This is a genomic window from Paucimonas lemoignei (genome assembly GCF_004342585.1).
In the GTDB taxonomy this organism is placed as follows: Bacteria; Pseudomonadota; Gammaproteobacteria; order Burkholderiales; family Burkholderiaceae_D; genus Paucimonas; species Paucimonas lemoignei.
Genome location: NZ_SLZQ01000005.1, coordinates 260,219 through 274,477 on the forward strand (window position 1 = coordinate 260,219; position 14,259 = coordinate 274,477).

Annotated in this window: 17 protein-coding genes; 5 read left to right on the plus strand and 12 right to left on the minus strand. The window is 57.8% G+C overall.

What is annotated here, in order from left to right; all coding sequences use genetic code 11:
* Positions 1-67 precede the first annotated feature (67 nt).
* The 5 genes from EDC30_RS10255 to EDC30_RS10275 all read right to left on the minus strand — a co-directional run bounded on the left by EDC30_RS10255 (position 68) and on the right by EDC30_RS10275 (position 4,404).
* On the minus strand, positions 68-325 hold the full coding sequence (locus EDC30_RS10255) for a YfhL family 4Fe-4S dicluster ferredoxin (RefSeq protein ID WP_132258725.1): 258 nt from the start codon (positions 323-325) through the stop codon (positions 68-70).
* Between the two features lie 176 nt (positions 326-501).
* Positions 502-993, minus strand: a complete 492-nt coding sequence (coaD, locus tag EDC30_RS10260; RefSeq protein WP_132258726.1) for a pantetheine-phosphate adenylyltransferase — start codon at positions 991-993, stop codon at positions 502-504.
* A gap of 27 nt (positions 994-1,020) precedes the next feature.
* Positions 1,021-1,665, minus strand: coding sequence for a 16S rRNA (guanine(966)-N(2))-methyltransferase RsmD (rsmD, locus tag EDC30_RS10265; protein ID WP_132258727.1), 645 nt, complete (start codon positions 1,663-1,665; stop codon positions 1,021-1,023).
* 9 nt (positions 1,666-1,674) lie between these two features.
* On the minus strand, positions 1,675-3,009 hold the full coding sequence (locus EDC30_RS10270) for a M16 family metallopeptidase (RefSeq protein ID WP_132258728.1): 1,335 nt from the start codon (positions 3,007-3,009) through the stop codon (positions 1,675-1,677).
* A gap of 30 nt (positions 3,010-3,039) precedes the next feature.
* Positions 3,040-4,404, minus strand: coding sequence for a M16 family metallopeptidase (locus EDC30_RS10275; RefSeq protein WP_132258729.1), 1,365 nt, complete (start codon positions 4,402-4,404; stop codon positions 3,040-3,042).
* 193 nt (positions 4,405-4,597) lie between these two features.
* Here EDC30_RS10275 and ftsY point away from each other — a divergent pair, with 193 nt between their 5' ends.
* From ftsY to rpoH, 4 genes are all read left to right on the plus strand, one after another.
* Positions 4,598-5,797 (plus strand): signal recognition particle-docking protein FtsY, encoded by a 1,200-nt coding sequence (gene ftsY, locus EDC30_RS10280; RefSeq protein WP_132258730.1) that lies wholly within the window; start codon positions 4,598-4,600, stop codon positions 5,795-5,797.
* The gene (locus EDC30_RS10285) at positions 5,798-6,493 is read left to right on the plus strand and encodes a cell division ATP-binding protein FtsE (RefSeq protein WP_132258731.1); all 696 of its coding nucleotides are present in this window, start codon (positions 5,798-5,800) and stop codon (positions 6,491-6,493) included. It abuts the gene before it with no gap.
* Entirely contained in the window at positions 6,490-7,416 is a 927-nt protein-coding gene (locus EDC30_RS10290) for a cell division protein FtsX (RefSeq protein ID WP_132258732.1), read from the plus strand. The genes EDC30_RS10285 and EDC30_RS10290 overlap by 4 nt, the downstream gene beginning before the upstream one ends.
* A 341-nt stretch (positions 7,417-7,757) precedes the next feature.
* On the plus strand, positions 7,758-8,657 hold the full coding sequence (gene rpoH / locus EDC30_RS10295) for an RNA polymerase sigma factor RpoH (protein WP_132258733.1): 900 nt from the start codon (positions 7,758-7,760) through the stop codon (positions 8,655-8,657).
* A gap of 49 nt (positions 8,658-8,706) precedes the next feature.
* Here the strand turns inward: rpoH and EDC30_RS10300 are convergent, their stop codons facing one another.
* From EDC30_RS10300 to EDC30_RS10320, 5 genes are all read right to left on the minus strand, one after another.
* Positions 8,707-9,342 carry an SCO family protein gene (locus EDC30_RS10300; RefSeq protein WP_132258734.1) on the minus strand — a complete coding sequence of 212 codons (636 nt, stop codon included), beginning with the start codon at positions 9,340-9,342 and terminating at the stop codon, positions 8,707-8,709.
* Between the two features lie 2 nt (positions 9,343-9,344).
* Positions 9,345-10,229: a heme o synthase gene (cyoE, locus tag EDC30_RS10305; RefSeq protein ID WP_132258735.1), complete on the minus strand. Its 885-nt coding sequence runs from the start codon at positions 10,227-10,229 to the stop codon at positions 9,345-9,347.
* A gap of 61 nt (positions 10,230-10,290) precedes the next feature.
* Positions 10,291-11,418 (minus strand): COX15/CtaA family protein, encoded by a 1,128-nt coding sequence (locus EDC30_RS10310; protein ID WP_132258736.1) that lies wholly within the window; start codon positions 11,416-11,418, stop codon positions 10,291-10,293.
* 28 nt (positions 11,419-11,446) lie between these two features.
* On the minus strand, positions 11,447-11,998 hold the full coding sequence (locus EDC30_RS10315; RefSeq protein ID WP_243656729.1) for an SCO family protein: 552 nt from the start codon (positions 11,996-11,998) through the stop codon (positions 11,447-11,449).
* 25 nt (positions 11,999-12,023) lie between these two features.
* Positions 12,024-12,761, minus strand: a complete 738-nt coding sequence (locus EDC30_RS10320; RefSeq protein WP_132258738.1) for an SURF1 family protein — start codon at positions 12,759-12,761, stop codon at positions 12,024-12,026.
* A 77-nt stretch (positions 12,762-12,838) separates the two neighbouring features.
* Between EDC30_RS10320 and EDC30_RS10325 the strand changes: the two genes are divergently transcribed.
* The gene (locus EDC30_RS10325) at positions 12,839-13,039 is read left to right on the plus strand and encodes a twin transmembrane helix small protein (protein WP_132258739.1); all 201 of its coding nucleotides are present in this window, start codon (positions 12,839-12,841) and stop codon (positions 13,037-13,039) included.
* Positions 13,040-13,134: 95 nt separating this feature from the next.
* Here EDC30_RS10325 and EDC30_RS10330 read toward each other — a convergent pair whose 3' ends face one another.
* Positions 13,135-13,995: a cytochrome c oxidase subunit 3 gene (locus EDC30_RS10330; protein WP_132258740.1), complete on the minus strand. Its 861-nt coding sequence runs from the start codon at positions 13,993-13,995 to the stop codon at positions 13,135-13,137.
* A gap of 27 nt (positions 13,996-14,022) precedes the next feature.
* Complete coding sequence (locus tag EDC30_RS10335) at positions 14,023-14,238, minus strand: DUF2970 domain-containing protein (protein WP_132258741.1); 216 nt, start codon at positions 14,236-14,238, stop codon at positions 14,023-14,025.
* Between the last annotated feature and the right edge of the window lie 21 nt (positions 14,239-14,259).

The following is a 14,259-nucleotide window of genomic DNA, read 5'->3' on the forward strand; positions in this document are numbered from 1 at the left end:
GCATGCTGTCCTTTTTTATTTTTCCAGGCCGGCCAGAAAATTACCAAAGCCGATTGAACGTTTGTTATCAGGCCGCCTTCGCTGCCTGCAAACGCCTGAATTTCTCCCAAAGCTCATCCTTCGTTTCACGCAACTCGGGATTAAAGGGAATACAACTCACCGGGCACACTTGCTGGCATTGCGGCTCGTTGAAGTGGCCGACGCACTCGGTGCATTTTCCCGGATCGATTTCATAAATGAGCGGCCCCATCGAAATCGCATCGTTGGGACATTCCGGCTCGCAGACGTCGCAATTGATGCAATCGTCTGTAATCATCAGTGCCATGACTTCATCTCCCTGGCATGCCGACGATTCAACCAATCGCTTGCAAGCGACTGGTGCGCACCGCAGCGCAAAGCCTTGCTTTGCGAACCCCTGCGGCACGTGTCTGTAATCATCAGTGCCACACTACTACTCCTATCCTTGTCCTGCAGATGTGCCGGACACTTCATACATAACTGTTACGACTGGCTCGAACCCGCAACTTTAGTCCGCAGCCACTTTTCCACGGAAGGGAAAACAAATTTGGAAACATCGCCACCCAGGCTGGCGATTTCGCGCACGATGGTGCCCGAAATGAACTGGTACTGGTCGGAGGGCGTCAGGAACAGGGTTTCGACATCCGGCAACAGATAACGGTTCATCCCTGCCATCTGGAATTCATACTCAAAGTCCGACACTGCGCGCAAGCCGCGCACGATCACGCGCCCGTCATGCTGTCGCACGAAATCCTTGAGCAAGCCGGAAAAGGTTTCGACCTGCACGTTGGGATAATGCCCCAACACTTCATTGGCGATCGCCATGCGCTCATCCAATGTAAAAAAAGGTTTCTTGTTGCGACTATCGGCGACGCCGACCACCAGCTTATCGAACAGGCCAGAGGCGCGCCGCACCAAATCTTCATGCCCGCGTGTGAGTGGATCGAACGTACCTGGATAAATTGCGGTGACCATGTGGACTCCGTAAAAAAGGAACGCGCATTATGCCTGAATTTCAGCCGTATTTCCGTATTGTAATAGTTGGTAGAAGACCATGCCTGCCTTGTCGGCGCGCACGATTTCCCATCCCTGCAGCCAAGGCAGGTCCATGCCGGTCAACGGCATCTCTGCTTCCGCATAGATCAGCCCGCCCGGCTGCAGCAGCGTCACACAATGCGGCAGGATTTTCGCCAGCCAGTCCTGATGGTATGGCGGATCAAGAAAAATGATATCAAACGCCCCGTCCCGCCTACCCGCTCCCGGTGCCACAGCCGTAGCCAGCTCGCGCACCTTGACCAACGCATCGCCACGGACGAGATTCACTTGCGAGGCACGCAATTTTTCCTTGATCGCTTCCAGATGGCGCAGCGCAGGCACATGGTTTTCCACCATCAGCACCTTCGACGCGCCGCGGCTGGCTGCCTCAAATCCAAGCGCCCCCGTACCGGCAAACAAGTCCAGGCAGGTGCGTCCTTCCCAGGCGCCATCGAGGAAATGGCCGATCCAGTTGAACACCGTTTCGCGCACCCGGTCGGGCGTCGGCCGCAATCCGGCAGCATCCGCGACCGGCAAGGGCGTGCGTTTCCATTGTCCGCCAATGATGCGAACCTGGTGCGGCGTATTCTTTCTGGCTTGAGACTTGTGCATGAAATCGGATTACTTAGTGGTGGTGTCACCCGCATTACCGACAATGACGGTTGCCATCCGGTCGACAGCCACCTTGCGCTGGAACGCCGCCTGGATATCGGCCCGGGTAACCTTGGCGACCTTGTCCGTCCAGGTATCGAGGTAATCCAGCGGCATCCCGTAAAAGCCGATCACGGCGATATTTGCGAGAATCTTGCGGTTGTTATCGATGCGCAGCGGGAAACCGCCAATCAGGTTGTCCTTCGCGGCCTGCAGCTCTTTCTCCGTCACGCCATTGCGCAGGAAATCGGCCACGGTCTCGCGCACGACCTTCAGCGCCTGATCCGTTTGCGACCTGCTAGTCTGCAGACCGATCTGGAATGGGCCAGGCTGCGCCAGCGGATTGAAGTAGCTGTAAACGCTGTAACTCAAGCCACGCTTTTCGCGCACCTCCTGCATCAGGCGCGACACGAAGCCGCCGCCGCCCAGCACGTAATTACCGACGGTCAGCGGGAAAAAGTCGGGATCGCCGCGGGACAGCGCCGGTGCGCCAACAAAAATATGCGATTGCGAAGCCGGATGGGCAATGCGCTCTTCCTTGGCCTGCACCTGCGCGACTTCAGGCAGCGGCGGCAAAGGTTCTCCCTGCGGCAGGCGGGCGGTAAGCTGACGGGCGATAGCATCGGCCTGATTGCGCGAAATATCGCCGATCATGGCAATCACTGCCCGGTTGGCGACGTAGTACTGGCGATGGAAAGCCACCAGGTCGTCACGCGTGATCGCATCCACCGATTCCACCGTGGCTTCGCGGCCATACGGATGAGTACCATAGATGGCGCGGGAGAATGCGCGGCTGGCGATGACTTCCGGCTTGGTCAGATCTTCCTTGAGCGAGGCAATCGTGCGCGCCTTGTCGCGCGCCAGCAGTTCGGCGGGAAAGCTCGGCTGCGCCAGCAGACGCGCCAGCAGCAGCACGGCAGCATCGCGTTCAGCGGTGCTCGACAAGGTGCGCAAGGCCAGTCCGCCGCGATCTTCGCCGACGCCGCCAGTGCGTTGGGCCGCAATATCGGCAAAGCCGTCGGAAATCTGCGCCTCCGTCATTGCCGGCTCTTGATCCGGCGACGTGCCGGCACGCAGCCCGCGCGCCAGCATGGCATTGGTCAGCGATGCCAATCCGGTTTTATTATCCGGATCGCGGCGTGAACCGGCATCGAATTCGACGCTGATATCCACCATGGGAATCGAGCGGCTTTCCACGAACAGGACGCGCGCGCCATTGTCCAGGTTCCAGGCTTGGATTTTCAGCGCCGCATGCGCAGGGATGGCGAATAACACTACCCACGCTACGATTAACAGTCGTTTCATGTTGTTGTCCTTATCCTTGCTTTCTGTGTCTTAATGCCGCAGCGATGCCATGGGTGTCGCCTTCTTTTCTTCCAGCGGCAAGGGATACAAGGTAGCAACGGTCAGATTGTCATTGCTGAAGTATTTTTGCGCGACCGCCTGCACCTGCTCTGCCGTGACCGCACGCAGCTTGTCGATGATGCGGTCGATATCCCGATGCGACAGGCCGGACAATTCCATCATGCCGATTTCCATCGCCTGGCCGAAGGTCGAATCGCGCTTGTAGATTTGCTCGGCGATCAACTGGGTCTTCACGCGCTTTAATTCGCCCTCGTCGACGCCATGCTGGGCGATACGTTCGACTTCATCGCGCAAGCGTTTCTCAAGCTGTTCAGTGGTTACGCCGGATGCCGGCACGCCATCGAGAATGAACAATGCCGGGCCCCTGCCGATGGGGGAATAGCTGGCGCCGGCGGAATTGGCCACGCGGTCGGTGCGCACCAGCTTGGCATTCAGGCGCGCATTGTCGTAACCGTCGAGCACGGCTGACAGCACATCGAGCGCATACACTTCCTCATCCTTTTCCACATCGCGCAGGGCCGGCGCCTTGAATGCCAGCGACACATAAGGATTTTCCGCCGGTGCCTTGACCGTTACGCGACGGATGCCGCGCTGCGTCGGTTCGACTTGCGGCCTGGTATTGCCCACCGCCTTGCGCGGAATGTGGCCATAATATTTTTCCGCCAGCGCCAGCGTTTCTTTCGGATTAACATCGCCGACGACGACCAGCACGGCATTGTTCGGCGCATACCAGCGTTCATACCAGGCACGTGCATCCTCTACCGTCATGTTTTGCAGGTCATCCATCCAGCCGACGATCGGATGACGATACGGATGCGCCGTGAACGCGACCGCATTCAAGGCCTCGTAAACCAGGGGAATCGGCTGGTCATCGGTGCGCAGACGCCGCTCCTCCATGACGACCTTGATTTCCTTTTCAAATTCTTTTTTATCGAGCAACAGGTTGGCCATGCGATCAGCCTCAAGCGCCATTACCTTGGGCAAGCGGCTTTTTTCGATTTGCTGGAAATACGCCGTGTAATCCTTGCTGGTGAAGGCATTTTCACGTCCTCCCAAGGCTGCCACCCGGGCACTGAACTCGCCAGGCTTCAAGGTTTTGGTGCCCTTGAACATCATATGCTCCAGGACATGGGCCACGCCGGTCGTGCCATTGACTTCATCGATGGCGCCCGTGCGGTACCACACCATGTGCGCCACGGTCGGCGCGCGATGATCTTCCTTGATGATGACCTTCATGCCATTCTTCAGGAAAAATTCGTGCGCCGGAATTCCCGACGCCACGGCTGAAACACTCGTTACCAGCCAGCAAATCAATACGACTATCCGCGATTTCATATTTTCCGCTCTGTTAAAATAGAAACTGCACGTAACGTGGACTCACCTGTCATGAATCCTCTACAGGTATCCCGGCAAAAATAATGCATGCGAAGCATGCAGCGTCCCGCCCAAGCCATCGATTGTACCGCGCTTGCCTGGAGCCATGCTGCATGTTGTCCTTGTCTTCCTGATCGCGACTCAGCCAAGCCTCATGTTTAGTTTTTTTAAGAGAAAACCGAAAGACACGCCACCGCCGCCTGCGGCCCCTGAGCCTCAAGCTGCGCCAGAAGTACCGGTCGCGCCACCAGCCGTCACGCCAGCCGCACCGGAAAGCGCCGTGCCGGCACCGCCTACCGCACCGGCTCCTGCGCCGGCTCCGACTCCGGCATCAGCACCTGCGCCAGATTTGCCAGCGGTAGAGGCTCCCGCAATAGAGACTCCTGCTGTAACCCCCTTACCCGCCATGACGCAGGAGGAAGAGATTATCCCGGCGCCACCGCCTTCCGCCGAACAAAAGCGCTCGTGGCTGACACGGCTCAAGGCCGGCCTGTCCAAGACTTCTGCGAATCTGACCACGCTTTTCGTCGGCGCGAAGATCGATGACGACTTGTACGAGGAACTGGAATCCGCCCTGCTGATGGCCGATACCGGCATCGATGCGACCCAATTTCTCCTGAATGCCCTGAAGAAAAAGGTCAAGGATGAAAAGCTGACCGACGCCAGCCAGGTCAAGACCGCATTGAAGCAATTGTTCGTGGAATTGCTGACGCCGCTGCAAAAACCGCTGGTGCTGGGCCGCCATCAGCCGCTGGTCATGATGATTGCCGGCGTCAACGGCGCCGGCAAGACTACCACCATCGGCAAGCTGGCCAAGCATATGCAGACCCATCACCAGTCGGTCGTGCTGGCCGCCGGCGACACCTTCCGTGCCGCGGCGCGCGAACAGCTGGCGATCTGGGGTGAACGCAACAATGTCACGGTCATCGCCCAGGAATCCGGCGATCCGGCCGCCGTCGCTTTCGATGCCGTGCAATCGGCGCAGGCGCGCGGCACGGATGTCGTCATGGTCGATACCGCCGGCCGCCTGCCGACCCAGTTGCATCTGATGGAAGAGCTCAAGAAGGTCAAGCGTGTGATCGGCAAGAGCATGGTCGAGGCGCCACACGAAGTGCTGCTGGTCATCGATGGCAATACCGGGCAAAATGCGCTAACGCAAGTCAAGGCATTCGACGATGCTCTGCAGCTGACCGGCCTGGTCGTCACCAAGCTCGACGGTACCGCCAAGGGTGGCGTGCTGGCGGCGATTGCGCGGGCACGTCCGGTGCCCGTCTATTTCATCGGCATCGGCGAAGGCATCGAAGACTTGCAGCCTTTTAATGCCCAGGAATTTGTGGACGCCTTGCTCAGCTAAATGATCGAATTTCGTCACCTTACCAAGCGCTATTCCAAAGAAGCTACGGCGCTCTTCGATATCAACCTGTCGATTGCCAAGGGCGAACTGCTGTTTCTGGCCGGTCCATCCGGCGCCGGCAAGTCGACGCTGTTGAAGATGATCGCCGCCATCGAGCGCCCGACCTCGGGCAGCGTTGAAGTCAACGGCCAGGATATCGGACGTCTCAACGCCACTGGCCTGGCCTATTTGCGACGCAATCTTGGTTTGATCCTGCAACAGCAGCGCCTGCTGACCGATCGCCCGGTGCTGGCAAATGTGCTGTTGCCGCTGCTGGTGACCGGCACGCCGCGCGACGAAGCGGAAAAGCGCGCCCGCGCCGCGCTCGACAAGGTCGGCTTGCTGGACAAGGCGCAGTCGGATCCGCTCTCCCTGTCCGGCGGCGAACAGCAGCGCGTCTCGATCGCCCGCGCCATCGTCAACCGCCCGCAAATCATCCTGGCCGATGAGCCGACTGCCAATCTGGACCGTGTCAGCGCTGCCAAGGTGATCGATGCCATCAAAGCCTTCCATGCAGTCGGCGTGACTTGCCTGATTTCGACCCACGACGACCAGATTTACCAGCCCGGCGCACGCGTAATCCGCCTCGAACAGGGTCGCCTGGTGGATGATGGCATGGCATCCCGCGAGGTAATGGCAAGCGAGGCGACATCATGAAGAACTGGCTGAGATTGCATGCCTACGCGCTTACAGGCGCCTGGCGTCATATCCGCGCGCCACGCGGCGGTTTCATATTGAATGTCGTCGTGATCGCCATTGCACTCATGCTGCCCTTTGCCGGCCTGACCCTGCTGCAAAATGTACGGCCGGTATCCGAGCAATTGGTGGTCGAGCCGGAAATCAGCATATTCCTCGCCGCGGCGACCTCACGCGAGCAAGCCAATGCCCTGGCCGCGCCGATCAAGCGCCTGCTCAAGGATGCGCAACTGGATGGCAAACTGGAATTCATCCCGCGAGAAAAAGCCTTGGCTGCGCTGGATGAACGCACCGGGCTATCCGCCGCAGTCAACGCGCTGGGCTCCAACCCCTTGCCGGATGCATATGTATTAAAACTTTCCGGACTGGATAGCATGGCGCAGGCAGCGCGTACCGAAAACCTGGTTGGAAGCCTGCAAGCACTTTCCGGCGTAGAGCATGTGCAACTAGATTCCGCATGGGTCAAACGGTTGGCGGCGATTATGCATGTCTTGCAGATGGCGCTGCTCTTGCTGGCAATCACGCTGGGCACCGTCGTGGTAGCCGTTGTCTTTAATACCCTCCGCTTGCAAGTGCTGAATCAAAGCGAGGAAATTGTCCTGAGCAAGCTGGTAGGTGCAGCGGATTCCTTTGTATACCGGCCTTTCTATTATGCCGGTGCTTTTCTTGGCCTGATCGCCGGGGCATTGGCGCTTGTCCTCGTCACCTTGGCATTGCACCCGCTGAATCAGGCGCTGGCTGAAGTAGTACGCCTTTACGGCTCACAATTCCGCCTTCTGCCGCTGGATGCGCTTTCCTGGATTGCGCTGTTGGTCCTCAGCGCCGGCCTGGGGTGGCTTGGTGCCTTGCTGTCAGTACGCCGGTCAATTGGTCGACTCGCTTGAATCCAAGCTATATCCTCTGGCAAAACGGTATGTTGTCTTAAGCCTCCTGCTTAGGACGTTGTTTTAGCCGGCCAGCTTGTTGTCTGCGCCTTAACGTGCCCAGCCTCCATCTATCTTAATAAATAGCGTTATTATTTATTTATTTTTTGCAACTTTTTCTCTTTCCTGGTATCAGAATCAATAAGGAAAAACTAAATAGAGCCTAGCATTTCAATAGCTATCGACTATAATTTTCTTTGATTTTAGAAATTAGCACTCACCACGAGAGAGTGCTAATATTAGTACAAATATGTTCCTAGCTTAAAGCAGGCAACCCCTGAGACAGGAATAAAGGAGAAAGAATGAACGCACGATCTGCACAATCCGCATTGGTCCCCACTTCCAATAGCTTGGTTGCGCTCGGCTTTCCCGGTAATCTCGGCAATATCGAAGCTTACATTTCGGCAGTCAATCGCCTGCCGATGCTGTCGCATGACGAGGAAGTGTCACTGGCCAGAAAATTGCGCGACAAAAATGATCTCGCTGCAGCACAGAAACTGATTCTTTCGCATCTGCGCCTGGTGGTGTCGATCGCGCGCGGTTATCTGGGCTATGGTCTGCCGCATGCCGATTTGATTCAAGAGGGCAATATTGGCTTGATGAAGGCGGTCAAGCGTTTCGACCCGGACCAGGGCGTACGCCTGGTGTCGTATGCAATGCACTGGATCAGGGCCGAAATCCACGAGTACATCCTGAAAAACTGGCGCTTGGTGAAAGTTGCCACGACCAAGGCACAGCGCAAGCTCTTCTTCAACCTGCGCAGCCACAAGGAAGGCCTGGATACGATGACGCCGGCGCAAGTTGACGCACTGGCCAAGACGCTGGACGTGAAGCGCGAAGAAGTCATCGAAATGGAAACCCGTCTTTCCGGCCGCGATATTGCGCTGGAAGCGCCGACCGATGACGAAGATGACAAGTTTGCGCCGATTGCTTACCTGTCGTCCGAGTCGCACGAGCCGACACGCATCCTGGAAGCTCAGGAGTACGACCGTCTGCAAAGCGAAGGCTTGGAAGCGGCGTTATCCAAACTCGATGCGCGTTCCCGCCGCATCGTCGAAGCGCGCTGGCTGGCCAGCGACGATGGTTCCGGCGCAACCCTGCACGAACTTGCCGACGAATTCGGCGTGTCAGCGGAAAGGATTCGCCAGATCGAAGCCGTGGCACTGAAAAAAATGAAGGGTGCGCTGGCCGAATACGCCTAAGCCGCTTCGTTTCAAAAACAAAAAAGGCGCTCAATTCGAGCGCCTTTTTTCATTTGCCGGCCAATAGCAACTTCAGATCGTGCACGATCGGCTCCGTCCCCTGGCCATGGCGGACAAACAGGCGGATGCGCCCCTGCGGATCGAACACGTAGCTGCCGGCAGTATGGTCAACCGAATAACTGCCTGGTTCCTTGCCCGGCACCTTTTGATAGAACACGCGAAATTCCTTGGCAACCTTTTCAATGGCAGCCTTGTCGCCGGTCAGGCCGATAAAACTGGGATGAAATGCCGGCACATACTTGGCCAGCAATTCCGGCGTATCGCGTTCAGGGTCGACCGTGATGAACAGGACTTGCACCTTGTCGGCCTGTGGACCGAGTTCCTGCATCACGTTGGCCATTTCTCCCAGCGTGGTCGGGCAGACATCGGGGCAATGCGTAAAGCCGAAGAAGACGAGGACGGCCTTACCCTTGAAGTCAGCCAGCGTGCGCGGCTTGCCATTGTGGTCAGTCAGGGCGAAATCGCGCGCGTATCCCAGGCCGGTCACGTCTGTATTCTTGAAAGCGCTATCGGCCGGAGAGAGCAGCATGCTGCCGTTGCTTTCAGATTCACCGGAGGACTTGTCGCTGCAACCTGCCAGCCACAGCGAAGCCGCCAGCATCAATGCGAAGGGAAGAAGGCGCATGGTCAGATCGTCCAGTAATGGTCCAGCAACAGCGCGGCAAACAGCAGCGACAGATAGATAATCGAGTAAGCGAAGGCCTTACGGGCGATCAGATCGGTGTAATGCCGATAGATCCGCCAGGAATACCAGAGGAACACCGCACCCAGCACGACGGCGCTGATCAGGTAAATCAGGCCGCTCATGCGCACCGCGTAGGGCAGCATGGTGGTCGCCACCAGCGCAATCGTGTACAGAAAAATATGGAATTGGGTGAATTTCAAGCCATGCGTAATCGGCAGCATCGGCAAACCGGACTTGGCATAGTCGTCACGCCGGTACAGCGCCAGCGCCCAGAAATGCGGCGGTGTCCAGATAAAGATGATCAGCACCAGGATCCAGGCCTGCATCGGCACGTCATTGGCGATGGCGGCCCAGCCCAGTGCCGGCGGCATCGCCCCCGACAGACCACCGATGACGATGTTTTGCGGCGTCGCGGGCTTGAGCAGCATAGTATAGATGACGGCATAACCGACGAAGGTGGCGAAGGTCAGCCACATGGTCAGCGGATTGACCAGGCTGTAGAGCACCCACATGCCGGCACCGCCGATCAGTCCCGAAAACAGCAGCGTCTGGGCTGGCGTAATTTCACCGCGGGCCAACGGCCGGCGCGCGGTGCGTGCCATCTTGGCATCGATGCTACGCTCGACCAGGCAATTGACGGCGAATGCCGCGCCGGCCAGCAGCCAGATGCCGATGGTCGCCGCCACGACGACTCGCCAGTCGGGCAAATCAGGGCTTGCCAGGAACATGCCGATGACGGCGCAAAACACGGCCAGTTGCGTCACGCGCGGCTTGGTCAATGCCCAGTATTGGGCAACGCGGTTGGAAGACAAGGTCAAGGTAGTCATAGCATTCACTTACATAGCCGGCGCGAGGATATCAGCCGGAGTTCGGCCCGATTTGTCCGCTTCACGCCGCAGAAAGGCTGGCCGATACATGATCGACCTTGCGCGAAACGGCTGCCAAGCCAGCCTTGTAGTTTAACATGGTCAAGAGGAGCACCAGCAAAGCGGCACAGCCATTGTGCGCCACTGCCAGCGCTAGCGGCCAATTGAGATAAACCGTTGAAACGCCGATAAGGATCTGCAAAACCAGGGCTGCAAGCAGCCAGGTGCCGGTCTTGCGCAATCCCGCCACTTTCATCACGCGCCAGGCGACCCAGCCGACCATGGCCGTCACCACGAGGGCAAAGACCCGGTGCGTCCAATGTATGGCCGTCAGCGCCGGAAAAGGCAAAAAGTCGCCGTCGGCAGTTTTGCCCAGATGGCGCCAGAGCGTAAAGCCATTATTGAAATCCATCTCGGGCAGCCAGACACCGTGACAGGTAGGTAAGTCGCTGCAAGCAAGTGCAGCATAGTTAGTGCTCACCCAGCCTCCCAGCGCAATTTGGCAGAACAATACTGCCAGCGCTACGGCGGCAGGCAGCCGCAGACTGCGCGCCGCCAAATCAACCGGCGCATGCGGGCTTTGTCGCGCGGCCAGCCATGCCAGCAAGGCCAGCAAGCCCATGCCAAGCAGCAGATGAATCGTCACGATCACCGGTTGCAGTTTCATGGTCACGGTCCAGGCGCCAAACGCCCCCTGCAGACAGACAAATGCCAGCAAAAAGCTCGGCAGCCAGGGTGAAGATGTGGCGGGAATGGCGACCTGCATCTTGCGCGCCCTCATCCAGTTGCGCCAGGCCACTGCCATCAGCGCGATGATCAGCACGCCCACGCCCATGGCCAGGTAGCGGTGGATCATCTCAATCCATGCCTTGGCTACCGTGACGGGCCCGTTCGGCATGGCCGCCTCGGCCTCGCTGATTTGCGCATGGGCCTGCAGCGGATTGGCATGGCCATAACAGCCAGGCCAGTCAGGGCACCCCAGGCCGGAATCGGTCAGGCGAGTGAAGGCGCCGAACATGATCAGGTCGAAAGTCAAAAACAAGGTCACCCAGGCCAGCTTTCGATACTTGTTGTCGTCGCGGGAAGCCCAGACTGCCGACAGCGCCAGCAGCGCCACCAGCAAACCTTTGATCGCGAGTTGAATCAGCATTGATATATTCCTGTCATTGCCAAGAGAGCTAGCCGATGCTCGAGGCCTTCAGCAATCGTCCCAAGTCTTTCTTGATACGGTTGGGGTCGGCATTCTTGGGGAAACGCATCATGAGGTTGCCCAGCGGATCAATCATGTAGATATGATCGGCAACCGTGGCCCCCTTTTCAACAGGAAGCCAACCCTGCAAGGTCGCCTGCGGCACGCGCAGCATGCGGGTACCGTCATATTCGCGCATGAGGACCGTGTCGAGCGGTTCGTTATCCGTGATGAGCCAGACGCGCTCAACGCGATCGCGCTCCTTGCCCTGCGCGATACGCAGTTGCCGCATATCGTACAGCTTCTTTTGACAAGCCTGTTCGCAATTTCCCGAATCGACCTGCAGCATGAGCCACTTGCCCTTGTAGGCATCCAGTTCGGTCGGCTTGCCGTCTAGCGCGACGCTACCCAGTCGCGGCATGGGATGCTGTCGCGGGTCCAGCAAGGTGCCGTAATTGGTGCGTGAACTCGGCTTGATGACGTAATAGGTGACATAGGAAAAAACCAGCGGCGATGCACACACGGCGAGAATCGCCAGCATCTTCCATCGCCCCAGCCGCTTTTGCTTACTGTTTTGTTCCACGCCGAAATCCCGTTATAAGAAAGAATAATAGTGCCGCAGCAGCCAGCCCATACCACTGGAAGGCATAGGCGCGATGTTTTTCCGCGCCCAGCGATGGACGCGGCCAGTCGCGGACCAGGCCATCGTCGTATGCCGCGCCCTTGCTGTCCTGCTCCGCTTGTTCAATGAGAAATGGATACAACTTCAGGCCGCTGGCGGCGGCAAACTCTTCCGTAGTGACATTTTGTACAATCGCACCGGGCCGCAGGGGCGCCGCTTCGCCGAACTGATAGACGCGGGAAGCATGAAGGCGAACGCTGCCTTCGATTTCCACCTCGCCCGTCGGCGTGCGCGTTATCGGCAGGCGCGCACGATCATACGGATCGCGTGGCAACCAGCCGCGGGCCACCAGCACCACCGTGTCGCTGCCGGCGATCCGGAATGGCATGAGCAGATGAAAACCGGCCCGCCGCTCGTACGGCCGGTTATCGAGATATACCGGCCAGTCGCCGACAAATCTGCCCTTGACTCGTACGCGGCGAAATTCCAGATCTCGAAGATCAGGCAGGCTCGCGGTACCGAGCTCGATTGTCGGCTGCTTGGCCCGCGCTTGCAGTGATGCTTCGATTGCTTCCTTTTCCAGGGCCCGCCTGGATTGCCAATTGCCGAGCGCGATGCCAATGGCAACGGCAATAACGGCAGCAATAAAAGGAATCCAACTGAAGCGGAATCTGAATGGCATTACAATGTCAACTTTACAAACACCAGCCCTGAAATGCGGGCCTATTCTAGCAAGCACCCGGCTTGCGTGCAGCCATCATGAAAATCGTTGTCGCTATTGCTTTTATCCTGATTCTTGGCAGCCTTGGTTCGGCCCTGGTTTTCCTGATGCGCGACAAGGGCAGGAGCAACCGCACGGTCAAGGCGCTGGCGCTGCGTGTCGGTTTTTCGATCACGCTGTTCATCCTGATCCTGGTCGCTCATCACCTAGGCTGGATCCAGCCGACCGGCTTGCGCTGATAGGTCTACCGGCAGTAAAAAAGCCGCACCGAAGTGCGGCTTTTTTGTTTTGCGGCTCGGGGCAGCAGCATCATTTTGCTGCCCTTGACCAGGCATTACAGCCAGTACACCACGACGTACAGGCCGAGCCAGACCACGTCAACGAAGTGCCAGTACCATGCGGCGCCTTCGAATGCGAAGTGATTGTCAGGGGTGAAATGCCCCTTGAGCACCCGGTACAAGACCACGGACAGCATGATCGCGCCGACGGTCACATGGAAACCGTGGAAGCCGGTCAGCATGAAGAAGGTCGAGCCATAGATGCCCGAAGTAAGCTTCAGGTTCAGTTCGCTGTAGGCATGCATGTATTCATAAACCTGGAAGCCCATGAAGACTGCGCCCAGGAAAATGGTGGCGAACAGCCAGAAAGCGGTTTTGCTACGGTGACCGGCACGGATGGCATGGTGGGCAATGGTCAGGGTAACGCCCGAAGTCAGCAACAGCGCGGTGTTAATCGTCGGCACCCAGAACGGGCCCATGGTCGTGAACGGTTCGACGATACCTGCAGGACCGATATTGCCCCAGTGCGCGGCAAAATCCGGCCACAGGAGCTTGTTATCCAGATCGGCCAGCCATGGCATGGACACGGTGCGTGCATAAAATAGGGCGCCGAAGAATGCGGCAAAGAACATCACTTCGGAGAAGATGAACCAGCTCATGCTCCAGCGGTAGGAGTTATCGATGCGCGCGCTGTACAGGCCACCTTCGGATTCCTTGATGGCGTCACCAAACCAGAAATACAACACCAGCAATACCGCCAGAATGCCAGCGATATTGACGTAAGGCCCCCAGCTGATGCCATTGACCCAGGCCGATGCGCCGATCATGGTTACCAGCAGGGATATGCCGGCAAAGATCGGCCAGCCGGATGGGCCTGGCACGAAATAATAAGGCGCCTTAGTGTTTTGAGAAGCCATCTCCATCTCCCAATTCAAATCAAATTATTAACTTGCCACGACGCTTTTTACTATTAACAACAGCGTCACAATAAAAATTACCGCTGCAATCAGGCCGGCGATGATGACATGCACCGGATTGAGCTGCGATGTATCCTGTTCGTACCCGCTTTTCTTACGGACGCCGAAGAACGCCCACAGAATCGCTTTCATAGTGGCACCGAAGGACGCCTTGCGCTTCGATGCTTCTTTCAAATCCTGCATGGCTACCGCCTTTCACCCAGC